We start from the raw sequence: 19,024 nt of genomic DNA, 5'->3' as shown, positions 1-19,024 counted from the left end.
AAAACAATAAAAAATCAAATCATACTATATTTATCATTTTTTATATAATAGTAAGATATTGATCTGTAATAAAACGAATATGAAATTGGTTGATAATTCCATTTTGGAATAAGTCGTTTGTTTTATATACTTGTGCATTTTTATAAAATATGGGATGTTAATGATAAATATTGACTATTTACAAAATAAGTAATGAATCTTTAAGTTGCTGTTAAAAAGTATAAGAGTAGGCGCTATTTGTTTTGTCAATAAACCGTCAATTAATTGACAGCTAAAGGTTAATAAAAAAGGACGTTAATCAATAACGTCCTTTTTTGTTAGCTTAAATTATACTGATGGCAATTTATAGCTGATCCGTTAACTTAATAGCATCACCAATGTAGTTCGCTGGTGTTAACGTTTTAAGACGGGCTTTTTCATGTTCAGGCAATTCTAGACCATCAATGAATGTACGCATACCTTCACCATCAACACGTTTACCACGAGTTAATTCTTTAAGTTTTTCATACGGTTTTTCAATGCCGTAACGACGCATTACTGTTTGTACTGGCTCTGCAAGCACTTCCCAGTTACGGTCTAATTCAGCTTCTAGCGCAGCTTGGTTAAGTTCAAGCTTGCTGATACCTTTTAGCGTTGATGTATAAGCAATAATTGCATAACCACAACCGACACCTAGGTTACGTAATACTGTTGAATCTGTTAGGTCACGCTGCCAACGAGAAACAGGAAGTTTCTGTGCTAGGTGATTAAAGATTGCATTAGCAAGACCAAGATTACCTTCTGAGTTTTCAAAGTCGATTGGGTTAACTTTATGCGGCATGGTAGAAGAACCAATTTCGCCTGCAATTGTTCTTTGCTTAAAGTGACCTAATGCAATATAACCCCAAACATCACGATCGAAATCAAGCAAAATAGTATTGAAACGCGCAAAGGCATCAAATAATTCTGCGATGTAATCATGTGGTTCAATTTGTGTTGTGTAAGGATTGAATGTAATCCCTAGCGCAGTCACAAACTCTTCACTGTATTGGTGCCAGTCGATATCAGGGTAAGCGGATAGGTGAGCGTTGTAGTTACCAACCGCGCCATTGATCTTACCAAGGATTTCAACGTTTTCGATTTGCTTATATTGACGTTCCATGCGGTACGCCACGTTTGCCATTTCTTTACCCATTGTTGATGGAGAAGCTGGCTGACCGTGAGTACGCGTTAACATTGGAATGTCACGGTATTCGTTTGCTAGTGCTTTAATTGCATCAATAACATTACGCACTTCAGGTAGCATCACGTTTTTGCGTGCTTCTGTTAGCATTAATGCATGCGACAGGTTGTTAATGTCTTCTGAGGTACATGCAAAGTGAATAAATTCATTTACGGCATGTAATTCAGGCAGTTCTGCCACTTTTTCTTTTAGGAAGTATTCAACTGCTTTTACATCGTGGTTTGTAGTGCATTCGATTGTTTTAATACGAAGTGCATCTTGCTCGCTAAACTCACTAGCAATACGATCTAAAAAAGCATTCGCTTCTGCGCTGAATGCAGGAACTTCCACGATAGCATCAGTAGCGGCTAATTTTTGTAACCAACGGATCTCAACGATAGTGCGGTATTTTAGTAAACCGAATTCACTAAAAATACTGCGTAGTACGCTTGTTTTGCTTCCGTAGCGGCCATCTACTGGGGAAACAGCTGTCAGTGCTGACAGTTCCATGTTGATCTCTCCTGGTTTATGAGGGTTAAAACAAAATTGATATTCAGCCTGATTTTTCAGGCTGAATGGGAGTGAGCAATGCGTTAACTTAGTTTCGAGCGAGCAGAATTTTTGCTTGCTCTAGCATTTGCTTACGACCAAATAATAAATGGCGACGTTTACCACCAACTTGACTCCACAATACGGCACTACGAACAGCGGCAAGTAATAATGCGCGCACTCGGTGCTGAACATGGGGTAATTGTAATTGTGCTGGCGTACCTGATACTTGAATTCGAGGTCCTAATGGACTGATAATATCTAAGTAAATACTGGCAATATTACTCAGCATTTGTTCATCAAGTAGTTCAAAATGAGCTGTTTGACGCTTCAATGTGTCAACCCGATCACCCAGTTGTGCCATGCTATCGCGACGTGCTGATAGTTTACGTTCAAGCGCCATAACGCCAACAAGATAGCGCGTTATTTCACTGCCTGATGATGAACCATCAATATCACGTACCATCGATTCTAAACCGATACGTAAATCAGCTTCGTTGCCGTAAACACCTACCGTATTGGTAGGATCGGTTGCCATAATGCTGTTGAGCATAGTGGTTAATGCTGCTGAGTCGCAATTGCCATTACGGGCAACGTCTTGAACTAATTTGACTGCTTGGCATATGCCTGCAAACGCAATCGTTCGATCATAAATAGAGTAAGCCACGCGCAAAAACTCCTTTAGATTCGCTCTTCAATAATGCCGCCACCAAGACAGATTTCACCGTTATAAAACACAGCGGATTGTCCAGGTGTTACCGCAATTTGAGGCTCATCAAAAATCACTTTAATGGTTTCATCATCCATTGGGATAACAGTACAAGCAAGATCTTGCTGACGGTAACGTGTTTTCACCGTACATGCCATTGTCTCACGGATCGGTTGACGATCAACCCAATGTAATTGAGAGGCAATCAAACCGTTTGATTTTAAACGAGGATGATCTTTACCTTGGCCAACAATAAGCACATTACGTTTTAGATCTTTATCAACAACATACCATGCGTCTTCAAGACCATTTCCGCCTTTTTGACCACCAATATGTAAGCCTTTACGTTGACCTAATGTGTGGTACATCAATCCTTGGTGCTCACCGATAACACTACCATCATCCGCGACTTCAATTTTACCCGGTTGAGCGGGTAGGTATTTACCTAAAAACTCGGTAAATTTACGTTCACCGATAAAACAAATACCGGTTGAATCTTTTTTCTTGGCAGTGATTAAACCTTGCTCTTCAGCAATGCGACGAACTTCAGGTTTTTCAAGCTCACCAACAGGGAATAAACTACGTGCTATTTGCTCGTGACCTAAGGTGTACAAGAAATAGCTTTGATCTTTGTTGTTATCGACACCGCGCAGCATTTGAGGTTTTTCACCTTCAACTGTCGGGAAACTGCGACGAGTATAATGACCCATTGCTATATAGTCGGCTGCAAGCACTTCGTCGGCAAACTCAAGGAAGGCTTTAAATTTGATTTCTTTGTTGCACAAAATATCTGGGTTTGGCGTACGACCTGCTTTGTATTCAGCAAGGAAGTATTCAAACACGTTATCCCAGTATTCAGCTGCAAAATTGATGGTATGCAGTGTAATACCAAGTTTGTCACATACCGCTTGTGCATCAGCGAGATCTTCTGCAGCAGAGCAGTATTCGTCGTTATCGTCTTCTTCCCAGTTTTTCATAAACAAGCCTTCAACTTGATAACCTTGTTGAAGAAGCAGGTAAGCGGATACTGATGAATCTACGCCGCCGGACATGCCGACAATGACTTTCTTTTGGCTGTTATCAGACATATTTCTCTACTGTCGCTAATTTAGTGTTAAGAGCGTAATTCTAACAGAAACCCAGCGCCTGAAACAGATCGAGAGCAGAATCACACTCCAATAAATAGTTATTCACGATAATGACAGTTCTCATTTAGACAGTAGCGACACAAAAAAACCTTTAAAAACGGATAGATATATAAATTAAGGCATTATTGTTGTTATTATTAGCGCTTAGATTAAATCAAATAGCAAACGTTTGCTATTTGCCTCAATCATAGAGGATGTAGACAAAAATGTGTAGTTTTTTGTTGAGGGAAATAGTTTTATGCTACTGATGGGAATAATGCGCTCCGATATTCAATATGGAGCGCGAATTATTCAAATGATAAATTAACTGAGGGTGGGAGATGGAAGGGTTATTTCTTTCCATTCGCCGGGTGCTAGATCGGCTACCGTCCATTGTGCCATTTGGTAACGAATTAAGCGTAATGTTGGAAAACCAATATGCGCTGTCATACGACGTACTTGGCGATTACGACCTTCACGTAAGGTAATCGCGATCCATGTTGTTGGAATGTTTTTACGCTCACGAATCGGCGGTGTGCGATCCCACATTTGTGGTGATTCGATCACTTCAACTCCCGCTGGTAATGTTGGGCCATCTTTTAATGTCACCCCATCACGTAACTGCTGTAAGTGCTCTTCTGTTGGTGCACCTTCAACTTGTACCCAATAGACTTTTGCTTGTTTTGACTGTGGTTGTGTCAATCGAGCTTGCAAAATACCATCATTGGTTAGTACCAATAATCCTTCACTGTCTTTATCCAATCGACCTGCTGGGTAAACATCTTTTACTGGAATGAAATCAGCTAAAGTACTGTCACCAGGTTCACCTGAAAACTGGGTCAAAGTGTTATAAGGTTTGTTAAATAAAATGACTTTTTGAGGGCCGCGAGGACGCTTCGGTTTATTTATTTTTCTTGACGCTCGACGCTCATTATTGGCACGAAGAGGTTGACGATTTGTAGTGTTTGGCTTCATAAATACGCGTTGTTGTGAGAGTTAATGAGTTGGACAATCATATTATACGTGAAAAATTACATAATTGACGTATTGATAAAATTTAAAGTATGATTTGCTCGCCTCTTACAAAATGATAACAAATGGATGCCAGGAGATTTAAAATGGATAGTAAAGTAATTGTACCAACAGCAGGTCAAAAAATCACAGTAGACGCTGAAGGTAAATTGATTGTTCCTAATGCCCCGATTATTCCGTACATCGAAGGTGACGGTATCGGGATTGATGTAAGTCCAGCAATGATTAAAGTTGTTGATGCCGCCGTTAAGAAAGCCTATGCCGGTGATCGAAAGATTGAGTGGATGGAAATCTACACAGGTGAGAAATCAACCCAAGTTTACGGCGATGACGCATGGCTCCCACAAGAAACGCTTGATTTTATTCGCGAATATAAAGTTGCCATTAAAGGCCCATTAACTACACCTGTTGGTGGCGGTATTCGTTCTCTTAACGTTGCATTGCGTCAAGAGCTTGATCTTTATATCTGTGTTCGCCCTGTCCGTTATTTTGATGGCGTACCAAGCCCAGTTAAACGTCCTGAGTTAACCGACATGGTTATTTACCGTGAAAACTCAGAAGATATTTATGCTGGCGTTGAATTCCAAGCTGGAACAGCTGAAGCAGATAAAGTGATTCAGTTCTTACAGCAAGAAATGGGCGCGACGAAGATTCGTTTCCCACAACAATGTGGTATTGGCATTAAGCCCGTATCAGAAGCGGGAACTAAACGTCTAGTACGTGCTGCAATCCAGTACACCATTGATAATGATCGTGATTCGTTAACTTTAGTTCATAAAGGTAACATCATGAAATTTACTGAAGGTGCGTTTAAAGATTGGGGTTACGACGTTGCGCTACAAGAATTCGGTGCAGAATTACTTGATGGCGGCCCTTGGATGACATTAAAAAATCCAAATACGGGCAAAGAAATTGTGATTAAAGATTGTATTGCTGATGCCTTCTTACAACAGATTTTACTGCGTCCAGAAGAGTATGATGTGATTGCAACCATGAACCTTAATGGTGATTACATCTCTGATGCATTGGCTGCACAGGTTGGCGGTATTGGTATTGCACCAGGTGCCAACATTGGTGATGGTGTGGCATTGTTTGAAGCAACTCACGGTACAGCTCCTAAATATGCAGGCCAAGATAAAGTAAATCCAGGCTCACTGATTCTTTCTGCTGAAATGATGTTACGTCATATGGGTTGGACAGAAGCGGCAGATTTAATTATCAGTTCAATGGAAGCTGCGATCAGTAATAAGACAGTAACGTATGATTTTGAGCGTCTAATGGACGGTGCTAACCTACGTAAATGTTCTGAATTTGCTGATGATATGATTGAACAAATGTAATCATTAGATAAATCGATATAAACCGCTTAGGGCTCAGCATTGGCTGGGCCTTTTTTATTGTCGTTGTATTATTAAACTGATTTATTAATGCAAAAGTGTTGGGTAAACAGAGAAAATATGGTGGTAAATTAATTAAATACACTATGCACTCGTGCGCTAACTCTCAAACATATAACAAGAGAACTATCTAGATATAGGCAGTCAATTAAAATAGGCATAGGATAGATCTATAAATGTGATGTTTGTTTTTTGTTAACTAAATGCTGTTTTGAGTCGCATTTAAAAGAATGATAAAACACCTTTTTTTATGCGATTTTTATGCGGGTTTTATGCGGTTGTTACGAAGGGTAAAAAAACGTATTTTTAGCTGCCGATGAATATTATAATGTAAAATTGAATACGAACACTGAATAACCTTAGATGACTGTCGAAGTCAGTGGGTAATTGGTATATTGTGTCTGTTATTAGCGTTTGATTTCGAATGAATAAATAAAAGGTGGCATAATCCCACCTTTTAATAGGCAATTAATACTGAATCCGCTTATTTGGCTTCATCGCCTTGTGCGGGAACAATAGCACTTGCATGGTAACCTTTAGGGCCAGTTTGAACCTCGTAGTTCACTTGTTGACCTGCCTTAAGTGTTCGGTAACCATCCATCTGGATCGTTGAATAGTGGGCGAAAATATCGTCCTCACCTTCTTCGGGACAGATGAAGCCAAATCCTTTGGCGTTATTGAACCATTTCACTGTACCTATTGCCATGCTTATACATCCTTTTTGCATTCAAGTTCCATTTGACATTAGTCGATCATTTTGTAACGTTTGATTGCATACTAATGCGATTTTAATGCAGATTATATCCACTACAATTTACAATGTAGTAAAATAAACTAGTCAGTCAAGTATTGTTTGTAACATTTTAATAAAATCTTTTATTAACTTGGCTATAGCCAGCTCACGAATGAATGAACTAAGATAAAACTATGAGTAAGTTATACGAATGGATGAATCCTGAATCTGATGTACTGGATAAGGAAGAAATCCAAGTTAAGCCGCCATCGATGTATAAAGTAATTTTAAATAATGATGATTACACGCCGATGGACTTTGTGATCGATGTGTTACAAACTTTTTTTTCCATGGATCTGGAGAAAGCTTCTCAGTTAATGCTCGCGGTACATTATGAAGGTAAAGCCATTTGTGGCACTTTCACCGCCGAAGTAGCAGAAACCAAAGTTGCGCAAGTAATGATGTACGCACGGGAAAATGAACACCCGTTGTTATGTACGATGGAAAAAGCATAATCTTTTTCCGGCACGCCATATTGAGTGGTTTTTAGGGGAGGTGCCTTATGCTAAATAAAGAACTTGAAGCGAGCCTGAACGGTGCATTTGCACGCGCAAGGGAAAAGCGTCATGAGTTTATGACGGTCGAACATTTATTGATGGCTCTGTTAGATAATGTAGCTACGCAAGAGGCCTTATTAGCGTGTCGCGCTGATCTTGATTTGTTGCGTAAAGAGCTAGATTCTTTTATTGAACAAACAACACCCTTAATTCCAGTGGATGACGAGAGCCGTGAAACTCAACCAACGTTGAGTTTTCAGCGAGTGTTGCAACGTGCGGTGTTTCATGTGCAGTCTTCTGGTCGCAGCGAAGTAACTGGTGCTAATGTACTGGTTGCGATTTTTAGCGAGCAAGAGTCGCATGCTGCATATCTACTGAAGAAGAGTGATATTAGCCGTCTTGATGTGGTGAATTTTATTTCTCATGGCACTGTTAAAGGCAGTGACAATGATGATGTAAACCCTTCAGAGATTGGCAATACCGAAGAACAACGTACTGAACAAAGTTCGGAAGATAAACTTGAAAATTTTGCGACTAACCTTAATCAGTTAGCAAAAGCAGGTGGTATTGATCCTCTGATTGGTCGAGATAAAGAGCTTGAGCGTACAGTGCAAGTGCTTTGCCGTCGTCGTAAAAATAATCCGCTATTAGTGGGTGAGGCTGGTGTCGGTAAAACGGCTATTGCAGAAGGTCTTGCGTGGCGTATTGTTGAAGGTCAAGTACCTGAAATTATTCAAGACTGTGTGATTTATTCTTTGGATATCGGTTCATTATTAGCCGGTACTAAGTATCGTGGTGATTTTGAGAAGCGTTTTAAAGGTATTTTAAAGCAGCTTGAAAAAGAAGAACATGCGATTTTATTCATTGATGAAATCCACACCATTATTGGTGCTGGTGCAGCATCTGGTGGTCAGGTCGATGCGGCTAACTTACTAAAACCATTATTGAGTAGTGGTAAGTTACGTTGTATGGGTTCAACAACCTATCAAGAATACAGCAATATTTTTGAGAAAGAGCGTGCACTATCGCGTCGTTTCCAAAAAATTGATGTCGTTGAACCGTCACTTGATGACACCACTAAAATTTTGATGGGTTTAAAATCAAAATACGAAGCTCACCACGAAGTTCGTTTTACCAATAAAGCGATTCGTGCTGCGGTGGAATTATCAGCAAAATACATTAATGAACGTCATTTACCTGATAAAGCGATTGATGTCATTGATGAAGCGGGTGCTCGTTGTCGTTTAGCGCCTGCAAGTCGTCGTAAAAAAACGGTCAATGTCGGTGATATTGAAGCCATGATTGCTCGAATGGCACGTATTCCAGAAAAATCAATTTCAAGCAGTGATCGTGATGTATTGCAAAGTTTGGATACGAGACTGAAAATGCTCGTCTTCGGTCAAGATGGTGCGATTGATGTATTAACGGAAGCGATTAAGTTAAGCCGCGCAGGATTAAGTGCCGATAATAAGCCCGTAGGTTCGTTCTTATTTGCCGGGCCAACAGGTGTTGGTAAAACGGAAGTCACGGTACAGTTAGCGCGTACGATGGGCATAGAACTACTGCGTTTTGATATGTCTGAATACATGGAGCGTCATACCGTCAGTCGTTTGATTGGTGCGCCTCCTGGTTATGTTGGTTATGACCAAGGTGGATTATTAACGGATGCGGTGATCAAAAATCCTCATTCAGTGGTATTGCTTGATGAAATTGAAAAAGCACACCCTGATGTATTTAACTTGTTATTACAAGTAATGGATAACGGTACACTAACCGATAACAATGGCCGTAAAGCTGATTTCCGTAATGTCATTTTTGTAATGACAACCAATGCCGGAGTAACGGAAACAGTACGTAAATCAATTGGTCTGATCCAGCAAGATCATAGCCATGATGCGATGGCAGAGATTAAACGTGTCTTTACCCCTGAATTCCGTAACCGTCTTGATAATATCATTTGGTTTAACCACCTAGAAAAAGACATTATTGGACAAGTGGTCGATAAGTTTATTGTGGAACTACAAGCACAGTTAGATGCACGTGGTGTCTCAATGGAAGTGTCTGAGCGTGCACGAGAGTGGATGTCTGAGAAAGGTTACGATAAGGCTATGGGTGCACGTCCAATGGCTCGTGTGATTCAAGAGAAGCTTAAAAAACCACTTGCCAATGAATTGTTGTTTGGTTCATTAGTTAATGGTGGTTCAGTACGCGTTGATTACATTAATGGTGAACTAGATTTCCAATTCAGTAGTGAGATGGAAGCTGCCCACTAATAAAATCTTGTTAGTGTATTTCACATAAGCAAAAACGCCGTAGATAGTACCAACTATCTGCGGCGTTTTTATATTATGACTACTTGTGATCATCATTCGCTAAAATAAAACCCAGCAAAAGGCTGGGTTTTATTTGCAGCACTAATCTTTTAGAGAAAGATTAACGTGCGCGGAAGACGATACGACCTTTAGTTAGGTCGTAAGGAGTCAGTTCCACAGTTACTTTGTCGCCAGTAAGGATACGGATGTAGTTCTTACGCATCTTACCAGAGATGTGAGCAGTAACAACGTGACCGTTTTCTAGCTCAACGCGGAACATTGTATTTGGTAGTGTATCTAGTACAGTACCAGCCATTTCAATTACGTCTTCTTTTGCCATTGAATCCTCTTAGGCTACCAGCCATTCATCTTGATCGGGCTGGATAATGCCTTGAAACTGTTTGAGTGTAAAGTTTAGGACGTAATTTTACCCTTGCCAGTTGTTTTTGTCAGCTTTTGTTCGCGATTAATCCATTTTTTCTCAGTAAATTAACAAAAGCAGATGCAAAATATTTCACTGTTGCGGTTAATTTGACCGTTTAGCGTGTTTTTTGATAATTAACCTACCCATTCACCGTTAATTAATTTTTGATGTGGTACAAAGCGAACTTTATAATTCATTTCACGGCATTGATCGATTTGATAGCCAGGATAGAGCCATTGGCGTTGCGTTTGATGGCAAACTTCAATTTGTAATAGCACGCACAATGTCCCTAATGATAACTTATGTTCTGGCTCAAAAAAGCTATAAACCGCGCTCAGTGAATCGGGAAAAACATCGGTAATAGCAACGGCAATTAATTGATTATTTTCATAAATATGTAAGAACGCCGTTTTCATCCATGGTGCGCGAATAAAATCAAAAAATTGCTGTTTATTAGCAGGGAACATTGAACCACTGGCATGGCGAACAGTAATATAACGTTCATAGAGTTCAAACCAATCTGGGTCTAATTGTTGTTTAAATTCCCACTGCAGTTTTTTGAGTTGGTTTTGTTGGCGTTTTTGACTTTTAGTGGGTGTGAATTGAGAACAATCAACCCGTAATGGGGTGCAGGCATTACAGTGTTTACACATTGGTTTATAGATAATGCTGCCGCTACGACGATACCCAGAACTAATTAATAAATCATAACCATTAGGGGTTAACCAGGGTTGATCCATCACAACACCAAGTTGGTCACGCTGTTGCGGTAAGTAATTACAATCACTTTCAGGGGTAAGGCCCAGTTGTAAGGATAATTCTTTCATCATTAATTCGTTATAACACTAAAGTTTGAGGGTGATAACATTCAGCCGCTAATACGGTGTCTCGATGCTGATGCAGTTGTGTTAAAAAAGCAGTACGATCTAATTCACTCGCGCCTAAAGATGCGAGGTGTGGGTTCATCATTTGGCAATCAATTAACTGACCACCATGTTGATTGAAATGATGGCAGAAGTACCATAAAGCCACTTTCGAGGCATTATCAGCGAGGGAAAACATCGACTCGCCGCAAAAAATACGTCCAACAGCCACTCCATAAAAACCACCGACTAATTGTTGATCTTGCCAGACTTCTACCGAGTGACAATCACCCACATCATGCAATGTTTGGTAGGCGTTAATCATCGCTTCTGTGATCCACGTTTGATCTGGGCCGCGTGATTCAGCACATTGGCGGATCACGGCATGACATGCATGATTGAGTGTAATCGTATACGGTGATTTACGCATAAATTTACGCAAACTTTTACTGGGCGTAAATTGCTGTGGAATAAAAACACCTCGAGGATCAGGACTCCACCATAAAATAGGCTCACCTTGTGAATACCATGGAAAAATACCATGACGATAAGCTTGGTATAAACGTTGTGGACTAAGATCGCCCCCAAAAGCGAGCAGACCATTAGGGTCAAGGAGTGCGGTATTTGGATCTGGGAATTGCAATGAAGACGGATCAATTTCGGGTATATAAATCGTCATTTTTATCAATAATATGCGCGTCAAAGGCTACTGTTATCAATATAACATTTAACGACTGATAAAAAAAACGCCAATAATCACAATTGATTATCGGCGTTATATTGGTGCTAGTGAGTTAAGCTGTGATTAAATACGACGACATAATTCAGCGTATCGACCATTTTGTGCCAGCAGTTGTTGATGCTGGCCATGTTCAATGATCTCACCTTCGTCCATTAAGCAAATTTGATCCATACTATCGAGACCAACTAAACGGTGAGTAATAAATACCACGGTTTTGTCTTTGGCAAACTCAAGTAATAAGGTCAATATTTGCTGTTCAGTACGGCGATCAAGTCCTTCCGTTGGCTCATCTAACAATAGGATCGGTGCATCATGAAGGAGGGCGCGCGCAATACCAATACGACGACGTTCACCACCAGAGATATGTCGACCACCATCGCCAAGCCAGGTGTCTAAGCCTTTATCGTCGAGTAAGCTATTAAGACCGACTTTATGGAGTGCTGCTACAAATTGCTCATCGGTAGCATCAGGTTTGGCTAAGACTAAGTTCTCACGTAATGAGCCATTAAAGACATCAACGCGTTGACTGACTACGGTAATAGCATTGCGTAGTGCAGGTTCACTCCAACGTGGCAGTTCGACCCCATCAAGTAGGATTTGACCTTGCTGAGGATCCCAGCTACGCGTTAGTAATTGCAGTAAGGTTGATTTACCACAACCCGTACGTCCAAGCAGGGCTAATTTCTCGCCTTGTTTAATGTTAAGCGACAGGTGCTTAACGACCAGTTTATCGCTGCCATAATAGGTGTAGCTAATATCATTAAGACGAATATCACCCTTAGCAATAGCGCTGTAACCTTTTGGATCAAACACAGTGTCAGGCGTTGCTTCAATAATTTCATTAAGGCGTTTAGCTGACGATAATGTTTGGCCTAAGTATTGGAATGCACCAGCGACTGGCATCATCATTTCAAAACTTGCCATGGTCGTAAATGCCACCATTGCAACGAAAGGATCAGGCGCATTACCTGCGATACCGTTAGCTGCAATCCACATAATGAGCACTAGCGTCCAGCCTGTTGCTGCCATTAATAGACCGTTAGCAATGCCGGTTAAGCTTGCCATTTTTCGCTGAGCATCAAGTAATTTATCTTGCTCTGCTTCCGCTTGTTGACGGTAGCGTTCTTCAGCATTAAACAGTAATAATTCAGCGTGGCCTTGGATCCAGTCTAACAGCGTGATGCGGTAGTTGGCTTTAGCGTGGGTTAATGTTTCACCATTGCGTTTACCTAAACGATAAAAAACAATCGGTAGAATAATCATTAATGCCAGTAAAATGCCACCCAGCGTAAAACCAATGGTGGGATCAAACCAAGCGAGAAAGCCAGTAACAATGGTAATACCTAAGATACCGATAACCAGCGGGCTGACTAAACGTAAATAGATATGATCCATCGCATCAACATCAGCGACTAAACGGTTGAGTAAATCGGCATCACGTAAATTAGCGTGGCGACCGGGAATTAAAGGCGTTAATTTACGGAAAAAGAATAACCGTAAATCAGCCAGCAATTTAAAGGTCGCATTATGGCTAACCACACGTTCACCCCAACGGCCAGCAGTCCGTGACATTGAAAAGCCACGTACACCAGCGCCAGGTAACATGTAATTAAAGGTTTGACGAGTAATAATACTTAGACCAGCAACGGCAGAGGCGGCAATAAACCAACCTGATAACGTCAATAGACTAATGGCAGATAATAGTGTTAATAAACCTAAAATCATGCCTAAAGTTAAGCCAAACCAGTGTTTACGATAAAGTTTAAGGTAAGGGATTAAATCACGCATCGAGATCCCTCTTATCGGTATGAGTGAGCATGTCGGCGAGTAAACCTTGATGACTAATGGTATCAAAAGTACCGTTCTGAACTAATTTACCGTTATCCATAACCAGAATACGGTCCATCACATGCAGTTGATCAAGGCGGTGGCTCACCATTAACGTGGTGCGGTTAGTGACTGCTAACGCTAAACTTTCAAGCACTAAACGTTCACTGTTAGCATCAAGGCTGGCTGTGGGTTCATCCAGTAACCAAAAAGCGCCGTTTTGTAGCATCGCACGAGCAACAGCAATACGTTGTGCTTGACCGACAGATAAACCACCTGAGCGATCACCTACATGATGTTCATAGCCTTTTTCAAGACGTTGAATAAATTCATCCGCATAGGCTTGGCGAGCAACGTGATCGATAGCCTCATTACTGGCACTTGGATCACCAAGGGTAATGTTGTCACGTACAGTACCATGGACTAACAATGGATTTTGACCGACCCAACTGATCGCTTGACGCCATTGATCATGTTTAAGTTCGTTCAGTTCGACATTATTAATTTTAATACTGCCGCGATAAGGTAAAAAGCCGAGTAGGGCATTGAGTAAACTGGTTTTACCTGCACCACTTGGACCAATTAACGCCACATGTTCATTAGTATTAATGGTAAAGCTCAATGGTCCAGCCAATACTTGACCTTCAGGGCTGAGTACTTCGAGATCGGTAACGGTTATTTGAATCGCATTTGGCGTTGGTAATGGTTTTTCACCGCTGCTCATTTCATCTGCTTCAATGTTTAAGAACTCAACAATAGATTCAGCCGCACCAATCGCTTGTGCTTTTGCATGGTAAAACGTACCAAGATCGCGCAAGGGCTGATAAAACTCAGGTGCGAGCACTAATACAAATAAACCAGTAAATAGCGTAACAGGTACACCGTAGTTACCAAAGTTGAGTTCACCAATGAACATGAAGCCAAAATAGACCGCAACAATGGCAACAGAAATAGCAGAGAAAAACTCTAATACTGCCGACGATAAAAAGGCGAGTCGTAGTACTTCCATGGTGCGTTTACGCAACACATGTGACGCTGCGTCTAGATTTTCAGCTTCAGCATCAACGCGATTAAATAACCGTAGAGTTGATAAACCCTGTAAGCGGTCATAGAAATGCCCAGATAAACGCTGTAAGGCTTTAAAGTTACGACGGTTAGCATCTGCAGCACCTAAACCGACTAATGCCATAAAGAAGGGCACTAAAGGCGCAGTAATAAGGAAGATTAAGCCAGCAGCCCAGTTAAGAGGGAATACTACCACTAAAATAACCACTGGAATTAATACCGCCAGTGACATTTGTGGTAAATAACGCGCAAAGAAATCCTGCATTTCTTCCACTTGTTCAAGCACTAGACTTGCCCATACACCCGCAGGTTTGCCTTTAATATAAGCAGGACCTAGGTTTTTTAAGCGGTTGAGAATTAATTGGCGAATGTGGAGTCGAATTTGTTCACCGCAGCGATAGCCACAAACTTCTCGTCCCCAGCTACATAATGCACGTAATCCAATAATAATAATAAGGCCAACAAACTGATTTACGAGTTGGTATTTATCCGTATGTTCGATGATCAGTTGATGCAGAATATTGGCTAATAAAGCCGCTTGCCCGATAAGCAATAATCCCGAAATAAACCCTAAGCCAATACTGAACATCATCCAGCGTTTGGCGAGTTTACTTTGGGATTTTAACCATTTGGTCAAATCGCGTTGTAATTCTTTATCCATATAAATAAGGTTTCATTACGGTATTTATGGTGAGTTGCTCTTACCGCACTATGGTTGAGATGCATAGTGCGGTAAGGGAAAAAAGCCACAGTATAAACAGTCGCTTTATGTTATTTATTGTTGGTCAGCTAATGCATCTAAATAACGTTCTGCATCGAGTGCTGCCATGCAACCTGTTCCCGCAGAGGTAATGGCTTGACGATAGGTATGATCCATCACATCACCCGCAGCAAAAATGCCCTCAACACTGGTTTGAGTTGCGTTACCGTGAAGACCTGATTGGACTTTAATATAGCCATTTTCCATATCAAGTTGACCATTGAAAATAGCCGTATTTGGCTGGTGGCCAATCGCAATAAATACACCCATTACATCAAGTTCTTCTGTCGCACCTGATTGGGTATCTTTAAGACGTAAACCTGTTACACCCATGTCGTCACCTAATACTTCATCAAGGGTGCGATCAGTGTGCAAAATAATGTTGCCATTGGCGACTTTATCCATCAGACGATTAATTAAAATCTTTTCTGAACGGAAGGTGTCACGGCGGTGAACAAGGTGTACTTCTGCGGCAATGTTTGACAGATATAACGCTTCTTCAACAGCAGTGTTACCACCACCAATAACGGCTACTTTTTGGTTGCGGTAGAAGAAACCATCACAGGTAGCACACGCCGATACACCACGGCCTTTAAACGCTTCTTCAGAATCTAAACCAATATATTTAGCAGAAGCACCGGTTGATATAATCAATGCATCACAGGTGTATTCACCCGTTTCACCTTTGAGGCGGAATGGGCGTTGGCTAAAATCAGTTTCGCTAATAAAGTCAGTAATGATTTCAGTATCAAATTTTTCCGCATGGGCTTTCATGCGATCCATTAATGCAGGGCCAGTTAGCTCGTCTGCATCACCCGGCCAATTTTCTATTTCTGTCGTGGTCGTAAGTTGACCACCTTGCTGCATACCAGTGATCATTACTGGTGAGAGGTTGGCACGTGCTGCATAAACCGCCGCGGTGTAACCTGCAGGTCCAGAACCAAGGATGAGTAGTTCACAATGTTTTACGTTACTCATTTTTTCTCCAGGCTGAATATTATTATTATGGAAGACTGATTGTAGGTAAATTGCAGTCGTAAAGGAAGAGGATGTAAGACAATCAATAATTTGTTGGCACTATTGGCGTTGAGCCATAAATGTTTAACAGCACTTGAGTTGCATTAAATTGTAGATGTTACATTGGTCACAAAAATACCGTAGCGGCCGGGTTTTTTGAAGCGTTAAAAGTGAAAAGTCAGATCGTGATTTTTTGATCTAGCACAAGCTTAATTAAGAAAAATAGTCAATAAGTCACATTTTAATTTTGCGAATAACGAGAGTTTAGCGATTGATTTAAGCGTTAAGACTCGATAAAAAACACCAATTTGTTAACCTATTTGTATTGATGTGATTAATTTGCTTTGATAATCAACTTTATTTTGGTACAAATAGTTAAATGTTTGTTTTTTAATGGCTGCTTTCAGGACAATCCTCGGATGTTAGGGTGTAACCGCTATCACTACTCTGAAATAGAATTAAACAATTATTGTAAATAAATAGCATGATCATCTGATATTTATCACTGATTGTTTGACTATTAGAGTATTTGATTCTAAAAATAGATAAGATGTAGTATATTTTTTTGCAAGGAAGTGAGAAGGTGGAATATAAATGGTAGATACCAAAAAGAAACCATCCAAGGAATTGGATCGCATTGACCGTAATATTTTGAATGAACTTCAAAAAGATGGTCGAATTTCAAACGTAGAGCTTTCAAAGCGTGTTGGCTTATCACCAACGCCATGTCTCGAGCGTGTACGTCGTTTAGAGCGCCAAGGCTATATTAGTGGGTATACTGCACTACTAAATCCACAGTTTCTTGATGCTTCATTATTAGTATTTGTTGAAATCACATTGAACCGTGGTGCACCAGATGTTTTTGAACAGTTTAATAAATCGGTACAAGAACTAGAAGATATTCAGGAATGTCATCTTGTTTCTGGTGATTTTGATTACTTGTTGAAAACACGTGTATCAGATATGTCAGCTTACCGTAAATTGCTTGGTGAAACGTTATTGCGTCTTCCGGGTGTTAACGATACCCGTACCTATGTTGTTATGGAAGAAGTTAAGCAAAGTAATAACTTGGTTATCAAGACTCGCTAAATATTCGCGATTTAATCAATGTGATAGCGTCAAATATATACACCCTGAATGACATGATTGTTGTTCAGGGTGTATTTGTTTATACGTAATAAGAATAAAAAGTGCTGTTTAATTATCCAGATGTCGGCATGAATTGACATAATGATGAATTTATTTGATAACTGACCGTCTAAAATAAACAATGCTTAGCCGTTTGAGATAGTTAACTTTTATGGTTTACCATTTATTACTGATCACTAAAAAAAATTGTATTTTAAAGGGTGTCGGACACAGACAATGTGGTCTTTTAGTATAGAATGATGGCATTAAGACATTTACTTTATATTTGTGAGTTTGCCAACGATATCGCTTGGTATTTGATACTGTGTTGCGCTTAGCTGCAAAGTATTAGCGTTGGTCGCTGAAAATATCAGCATTTTGGCAAAAATATTCGAATTTGATAGAAACACCGGAGTTATTCTTGAGGAAGTTTAAAGGTAAAAAACTGCCCAAAATGCGTTTATCAGGTGGGCAACGCATTATTGAAGGTTTTTTGATCATCAGTATTTTAGTTGCCATTTATATGATGGTCGCGCTAGTCACATTTAATCCCGCCGATCCATCTTGGTCGCAGACTGCTTGGGAAGGCGTTGTTCAAAATAAGGCCGGCTCATTTGGCGCATTAGTCGCAGATACACTGTTCTTTATTTTTGGGGCACTGGCCTACATTATTCCCATTGCTTTAGTGTTATTAGGGTGGTTTATTTATTATCGCCGCTCTAAAGTATTGTCACTGGATTATATGGTTTATGGTACCCGCTGGGTGGGGTTAATGTTATTAATTCTAAGCAGTTGTGGTTTGGCTGATCTTAACTTTGATGATATTTGGTATTTCTCATCAGGTGGTGTGATTGGCGATGTTGTTGCCAATATAACCTTACCGCTATTAAATGTACTCGGGGCAACCTTACTGCTTATGTGCTCATGGGCGATTGGTTTTACCTTATTTACCGGAATTTCATGGACAACAATTGCTGATTTGTTAGGTGAAAAGACGTTAGCAAGTTTAACGTGGATCCTGAATAAATTACGTTCAGATAAGCACGAAATCATGCGTCCGTTTGCGACTGAAATCGCAGCAGAATCGGATATGCCTTATGCAGAACATCTGCATAACGGAAATAATGATGATCAAGATGATTTATTACTCTCATCTTATAAAGGGACTTCTCATCAAGAGTCGGCGATAGCACCGTCTTTTGAGCGAAAGGATCCTGTTTATCCCCCTACTCATACAACCCCTATTATTCGCCCAACAGCAGCCGTTATTGATCCATTAATGGATACTGCATCGACATTACATGCTGAACCTCAACCCTATGTTGCACCAGTAGAACAAGCTGCGCCGTATGTTGAGCCTCAACCCTATGTTGCACCAGTAGAACAAGCTGCGCCGTATGTTGAACCTCAACCCTATGTAGCACCAGTAGAACAAGCCGCGCCGTATGTTGAACCTCAACCCTATGTTGCACCAGTAGAACAAGTTGCGCCGTATGTTGAGCCTCAACCCTATGTTGCGCCAGTAGAACAAGCTGCGCCGCATGTTGAACCTCAACCCTATGTTGCGCCAGTAGAACAAGC

The 19,024-nt window shown here is 40.6% G+C and carries 16 protein-coding genes; 5 read left to right on the top strand and 11 right to left on the bottom strand.

The annotated features are described in order from the left end of the window. Positions 1 to 343: 343 nt before the first annotated feature. The 4 genes from purB to BTO21_RS07585 form a co-directional block, all read right to left on the bottom strand. Positions 344 to 1,711, bottom strand: a complete 1,368-nt coding sequence (gene purB / locus BTO21_RS07600) for an adenylosuccinate lyase (protein ID WP_045027836.1) — start codon at positions 1,709 to 1,711, stop codon at positions 344 to 346. A gap of 88 nt (positions 1,712 to 1,799) precedes the next feature. Further along, a complete protein-coding gene (gene hflD, locus BTO21_RS07595; protein ID WP_045027837.1) occupies positions 1,800 to 2,417 on the bottom strand; it encodes a high frequency lysogenization protein HflD in 618 nt (205 codons plus the stop codon). 14 nt (positions 2,418 to 2,431) lie between these two features. Then, entirely contained in the window at positions 2,432 to 3,547 is a 1,116-nt protein-coding gene (gene mnmA / locus BTO21_RS07590; RefSeq protein ID WP_045027839.1) for a tRNA 2-thiouridine(34) synthase MnmA, read from the bottom strand. A gap of 363 nt (positions 3,548 to 3,910) precedes the next feature. Then, positions 3,911 to 4,561: a pseudouridine synthase gene (locus BTO21_RS07585; RefSeq protein WP_045027840.1), complete on the bottom strand. Its 651-nt coding sequence runs from the start codon at positions 4,559 to 4,561 to the stop codon at positions 3,911 to 3,913. A gap of 143 nt (positions 4,562 to 4,704) precedes the next feature. Between BTO21_RS07585 and icd the strand changes: the two genes are divergently transcribed. After that, positions 4,705 to 5,958, top strand: a complete 1,254-nt coding sequence (gene icd / locus BTO21_RS07580) for an NADP-dependent isocitrate dehydrogenase (protein WP_045027842.1) — start codon at positions 4,705 to 4,707, stop codon at positions 5,956 to 5,958. A 541-nt stretch (positions 5,959 to 6,499) separates the two neighbouring features. Here icd and cspD read toward each other — a convergent pair. Then, entirely contained in the window at positions 6,500 to 6,721 is a 222-nt protein-coding gene (gene cspD, locus BTO21_RS07575; RefSeq protein WP_045027870.1) for a cold shock domain-containing protein CspD, read from the bottom strand. Positions 6,722 to 6,942: 221 nt separating this feature from the next. On the opposite strand from cspD, the gene clpS reads away from it, so the two are divergent. Both clpS and clpA read left to right on the top strand, forming a co-directional pair. Then, the gene (gene clpS / locus BTO21_RS07570) at positions 6,943 to 7,263 is read left to right on the top strand and encodes an ATP-dependent Clp protease adapter ClpS (RefSeq protein ID WP_036793886.1); all 321 of its coding nucleotides are present in this window, start codon (positions 6,943 to 6,945) and stop codon (positions 7,261 to 7,263) included. A gap of 47 nt (positions 7,264 to 7,310) precedes the next feature. Next, the gene (gene clpA / locus BTO21_RS07565; RefSeq protein ID WP_045027843.1) at positions 7,311 to 9,578 is read left to right on the top strand and encodes an ATP-dependent Clp protease ATP-binding subunit ClpA; all 2,268 of its coding nucleotides are present in this window, start codon (positions 7,311 to 7,313) and stop codon (positions 9,576 to 9,578) included. A 160-nt stretch (positions 9,579 to 9,738) separates the two neighbouring features. Here clpA and infA read toward each other — a convergent pair whose 3' ends face one another. The 6 genes from infA to trxB form a co-directional block, all read right to left on the bottom strand. Further along, positions 9,739 to 9,957 (bottom strand): translation initiation factor IF-1, encoded by a 219-nt coding sequence (gene infA, locus BTO21_RS07560; RefSeq protein ID WP_005368778.1) that lies wholly within the window; start codon positions 9,955 to 9,957, stop codon positions 9,739 to 9,741. A 218-nt stretch (positions 9,958 to 10,175) separates the two neighbouring features. Then, the gene (locus BTO21_RS07555) at positions 10,176 to 10,868 is read right to left on the bottom strand and encodes an arginyltransferase (protein ID WP_045027845.1); all 693 of its coding nucleotides are present in this window, start codon (positions 10,866 to 10,868) and stop codon (positions 10,176 to 10,178) included. A gap of 10 nt (positions 10,869 to 10,878) precedes the next feature. Beyond that, the gene (gene aat / locus BTO21_RS07550; protein ID WP_045027847.1) at positions 10,879 to 11,583 is read right to left on the bottom strand and encodes a leucyl/phenylalanyl-tRNA--protein transferase; all 705 of its coding nucleotides are present in this window, start codon (positions 11,581 to 11,583) and stop codon (positions 10,879 to 10,881) included. Positions 11,584 to 11,709: 126 nt separating this feature from the next. Beyond that, a complete protein-coding gene (gene cydC, locus BTO21_RS07545; RefSeq protein ID WP_045027848.1) occupies positions 11,710 to 13,434 on the bottom strand; it encodes a heme ABC transporter ATP-binding protein/permease CydC in 1,725 nt (574 codons plus the stop codon). Beyond that, complete coding sequence (gene cydD, locus BTO21_RS07540; protein WP_045027850.1) at positions 13,427 to 15,199, bottom strand: heme ABC transporter permease/ATP-binding protein CydD; 1,773 nt, start codon at positions 15,197 to 15,199, stop codon at positions 13,427 to 13,429. The genes cydC and cydD overlap by 8 nt, the downstream gene beginning before the upstream one ends. 114 nt (positions 15,200 to 15,313) lie before the next feature. Then, complete coding sequence (gene trxB, locus BTO21_RS07535; RefSeq protein WP_045027851.1) at positions 15,314 to 16,276, bottom strand: thioredoxin-disulfide reductase; 963 nt, start codon at positions 16,274 to 16,276, stop codon at positions 15,314 to 15,316. 633 nt (positions 16,277 to 16,909) lie between these two features. On the opposite strand from trxB, the gene lrp reads away from it, so the two are divergent. Both lrp and BTO21_RS07525 read left to right on the top strand, forming a co-directional pair. Continuing rightward, positions 16,910 to 17,404, top strand: coding sequence for a leucine-responsive transcriptional regulator Lrp (lrp, locus tag BTO21_RS07530; RefSeq protein WP_005368765.1), 495 nt, complete (start codon positions 16,910 to 16,912; stop codon positions 17,402 to 17,404). 460 nt (positions 17,405 to 17,864) lie between these two features. Further along, positions 17,865 to 19,024 (top strand): DNA translocase FtsK 4TM domain-containing protein (locus BTO21_RS07525; RefSeq protein WP_244906767.1); only part of this gene is annotated, 1,160 nt, incomplete at its 3' end.

The organism is Photobacterium phosphoreum, assembly GCF_002954725.1.
Lineage (GTDB): Bacteria > Pseudomonadota > Gammaproteobacteria > Enterobacterales > Vibrionaceae > Photobacterium > Photobacterium phosphoreum.
This window is presented reverse-complemented; position numbering and strand designations above follow the sequence as displayed.

Excerpts from the sequence above, each read along its gene's own strand:
- infA (WP_005368778.1), bottom strand. The coding sequence starts at position 9,957 with ATGGCAAAAGAAGACGTAATTGAAATGGCTGGTACTGTACTAGATACA.
- mnmA (WP_045027839.1), bottom strand. The coding sequence starts at position 3,547 with ATGTCTGATAACAGCCAAAAGAAAGTCATTGTCGGCATGTCCGGCGGC.
- clpS (WP_036793886.1), top strand. The coding sequence starts at position 6,943 with ATGAGTAAGTTATACGAATGGATGAATCCTGAATCTGATGTACTGGAT.
- BTO21_RS07555 (WP_045027845.1), bottom strand. The coding sequence starts at position 10,868 with ATGAAAGAATTATCCTTACAACTGGGCCTTACCCCTGAAAGTGATTGT.
- purB (WP_045027836.1), bottom strand. The coding sequence starts at position 1,711 with ATGGAACTGTCAGCACTGACAGCTGTTTCCCCAGTAGATGGCCGCTAC.
- cydD (WP_045027850.1), bottom strand. The coding sequence starts at position 15,199 with ATGGATAAAGAATTACAACGCGATTTGACCAAATGGTTAAAATCCCAA.
- BTO21_RS07585 (WP_045027840.1), bottom strand. The coding sequence starts at position 4,561 with ATGAAGCCAAACACTACAAATCGTCAACCTCTTCGTGCCAATAATGAG.
- clpA (WP_045027843.1), top strand. The coding sequence starts at position 7,311 with ATGCTAAATAAAGAACTTGAAGCGAGCCTGAACGGTGCATTTGCACGC.
- aat (WP_045027847.1), bottom strand. The coding sequence starts at position 11,583 with ATGACGATTTATATACCCGAAATTGATCCGTCTTCATTGCAATTCCCA.
- cspD (WP_045027870.1), bottom strand. The coding sequence starts at position 6,721 with ATGGCAATAGGTACAGTGAAATGGTTCAATAACGCCAAAGGATTTGGC.
- lrp (WP_005368765.1), top strand. The coding sequence starts at position 16,910 with ATGGTAGATACCAAAAAGAAACCATCCAAGGAATTGGATCGCATTGAC.
- icd (WP_045027842.1), top strand. The coding sequence starts at position 4,705 with ATGGATAGTAAAGTAATTGTACCAACAGCAGGTCAAAAAATCACAGTA.
- cydC (WP_045027848.1), bottom strand. The coding sequence starts at position 13,434 with ATGCGTGATTTAATCCCTTACCTTAAACTTTATCGTAAACACTGGTTT.
- trxB (WP_045027851.1), bottom strand. The coding sequence starts at position 16,276 with ATGAGTAACGTAAAACATTGTGAACTACTCATCCTTGGTTCTGGACCT.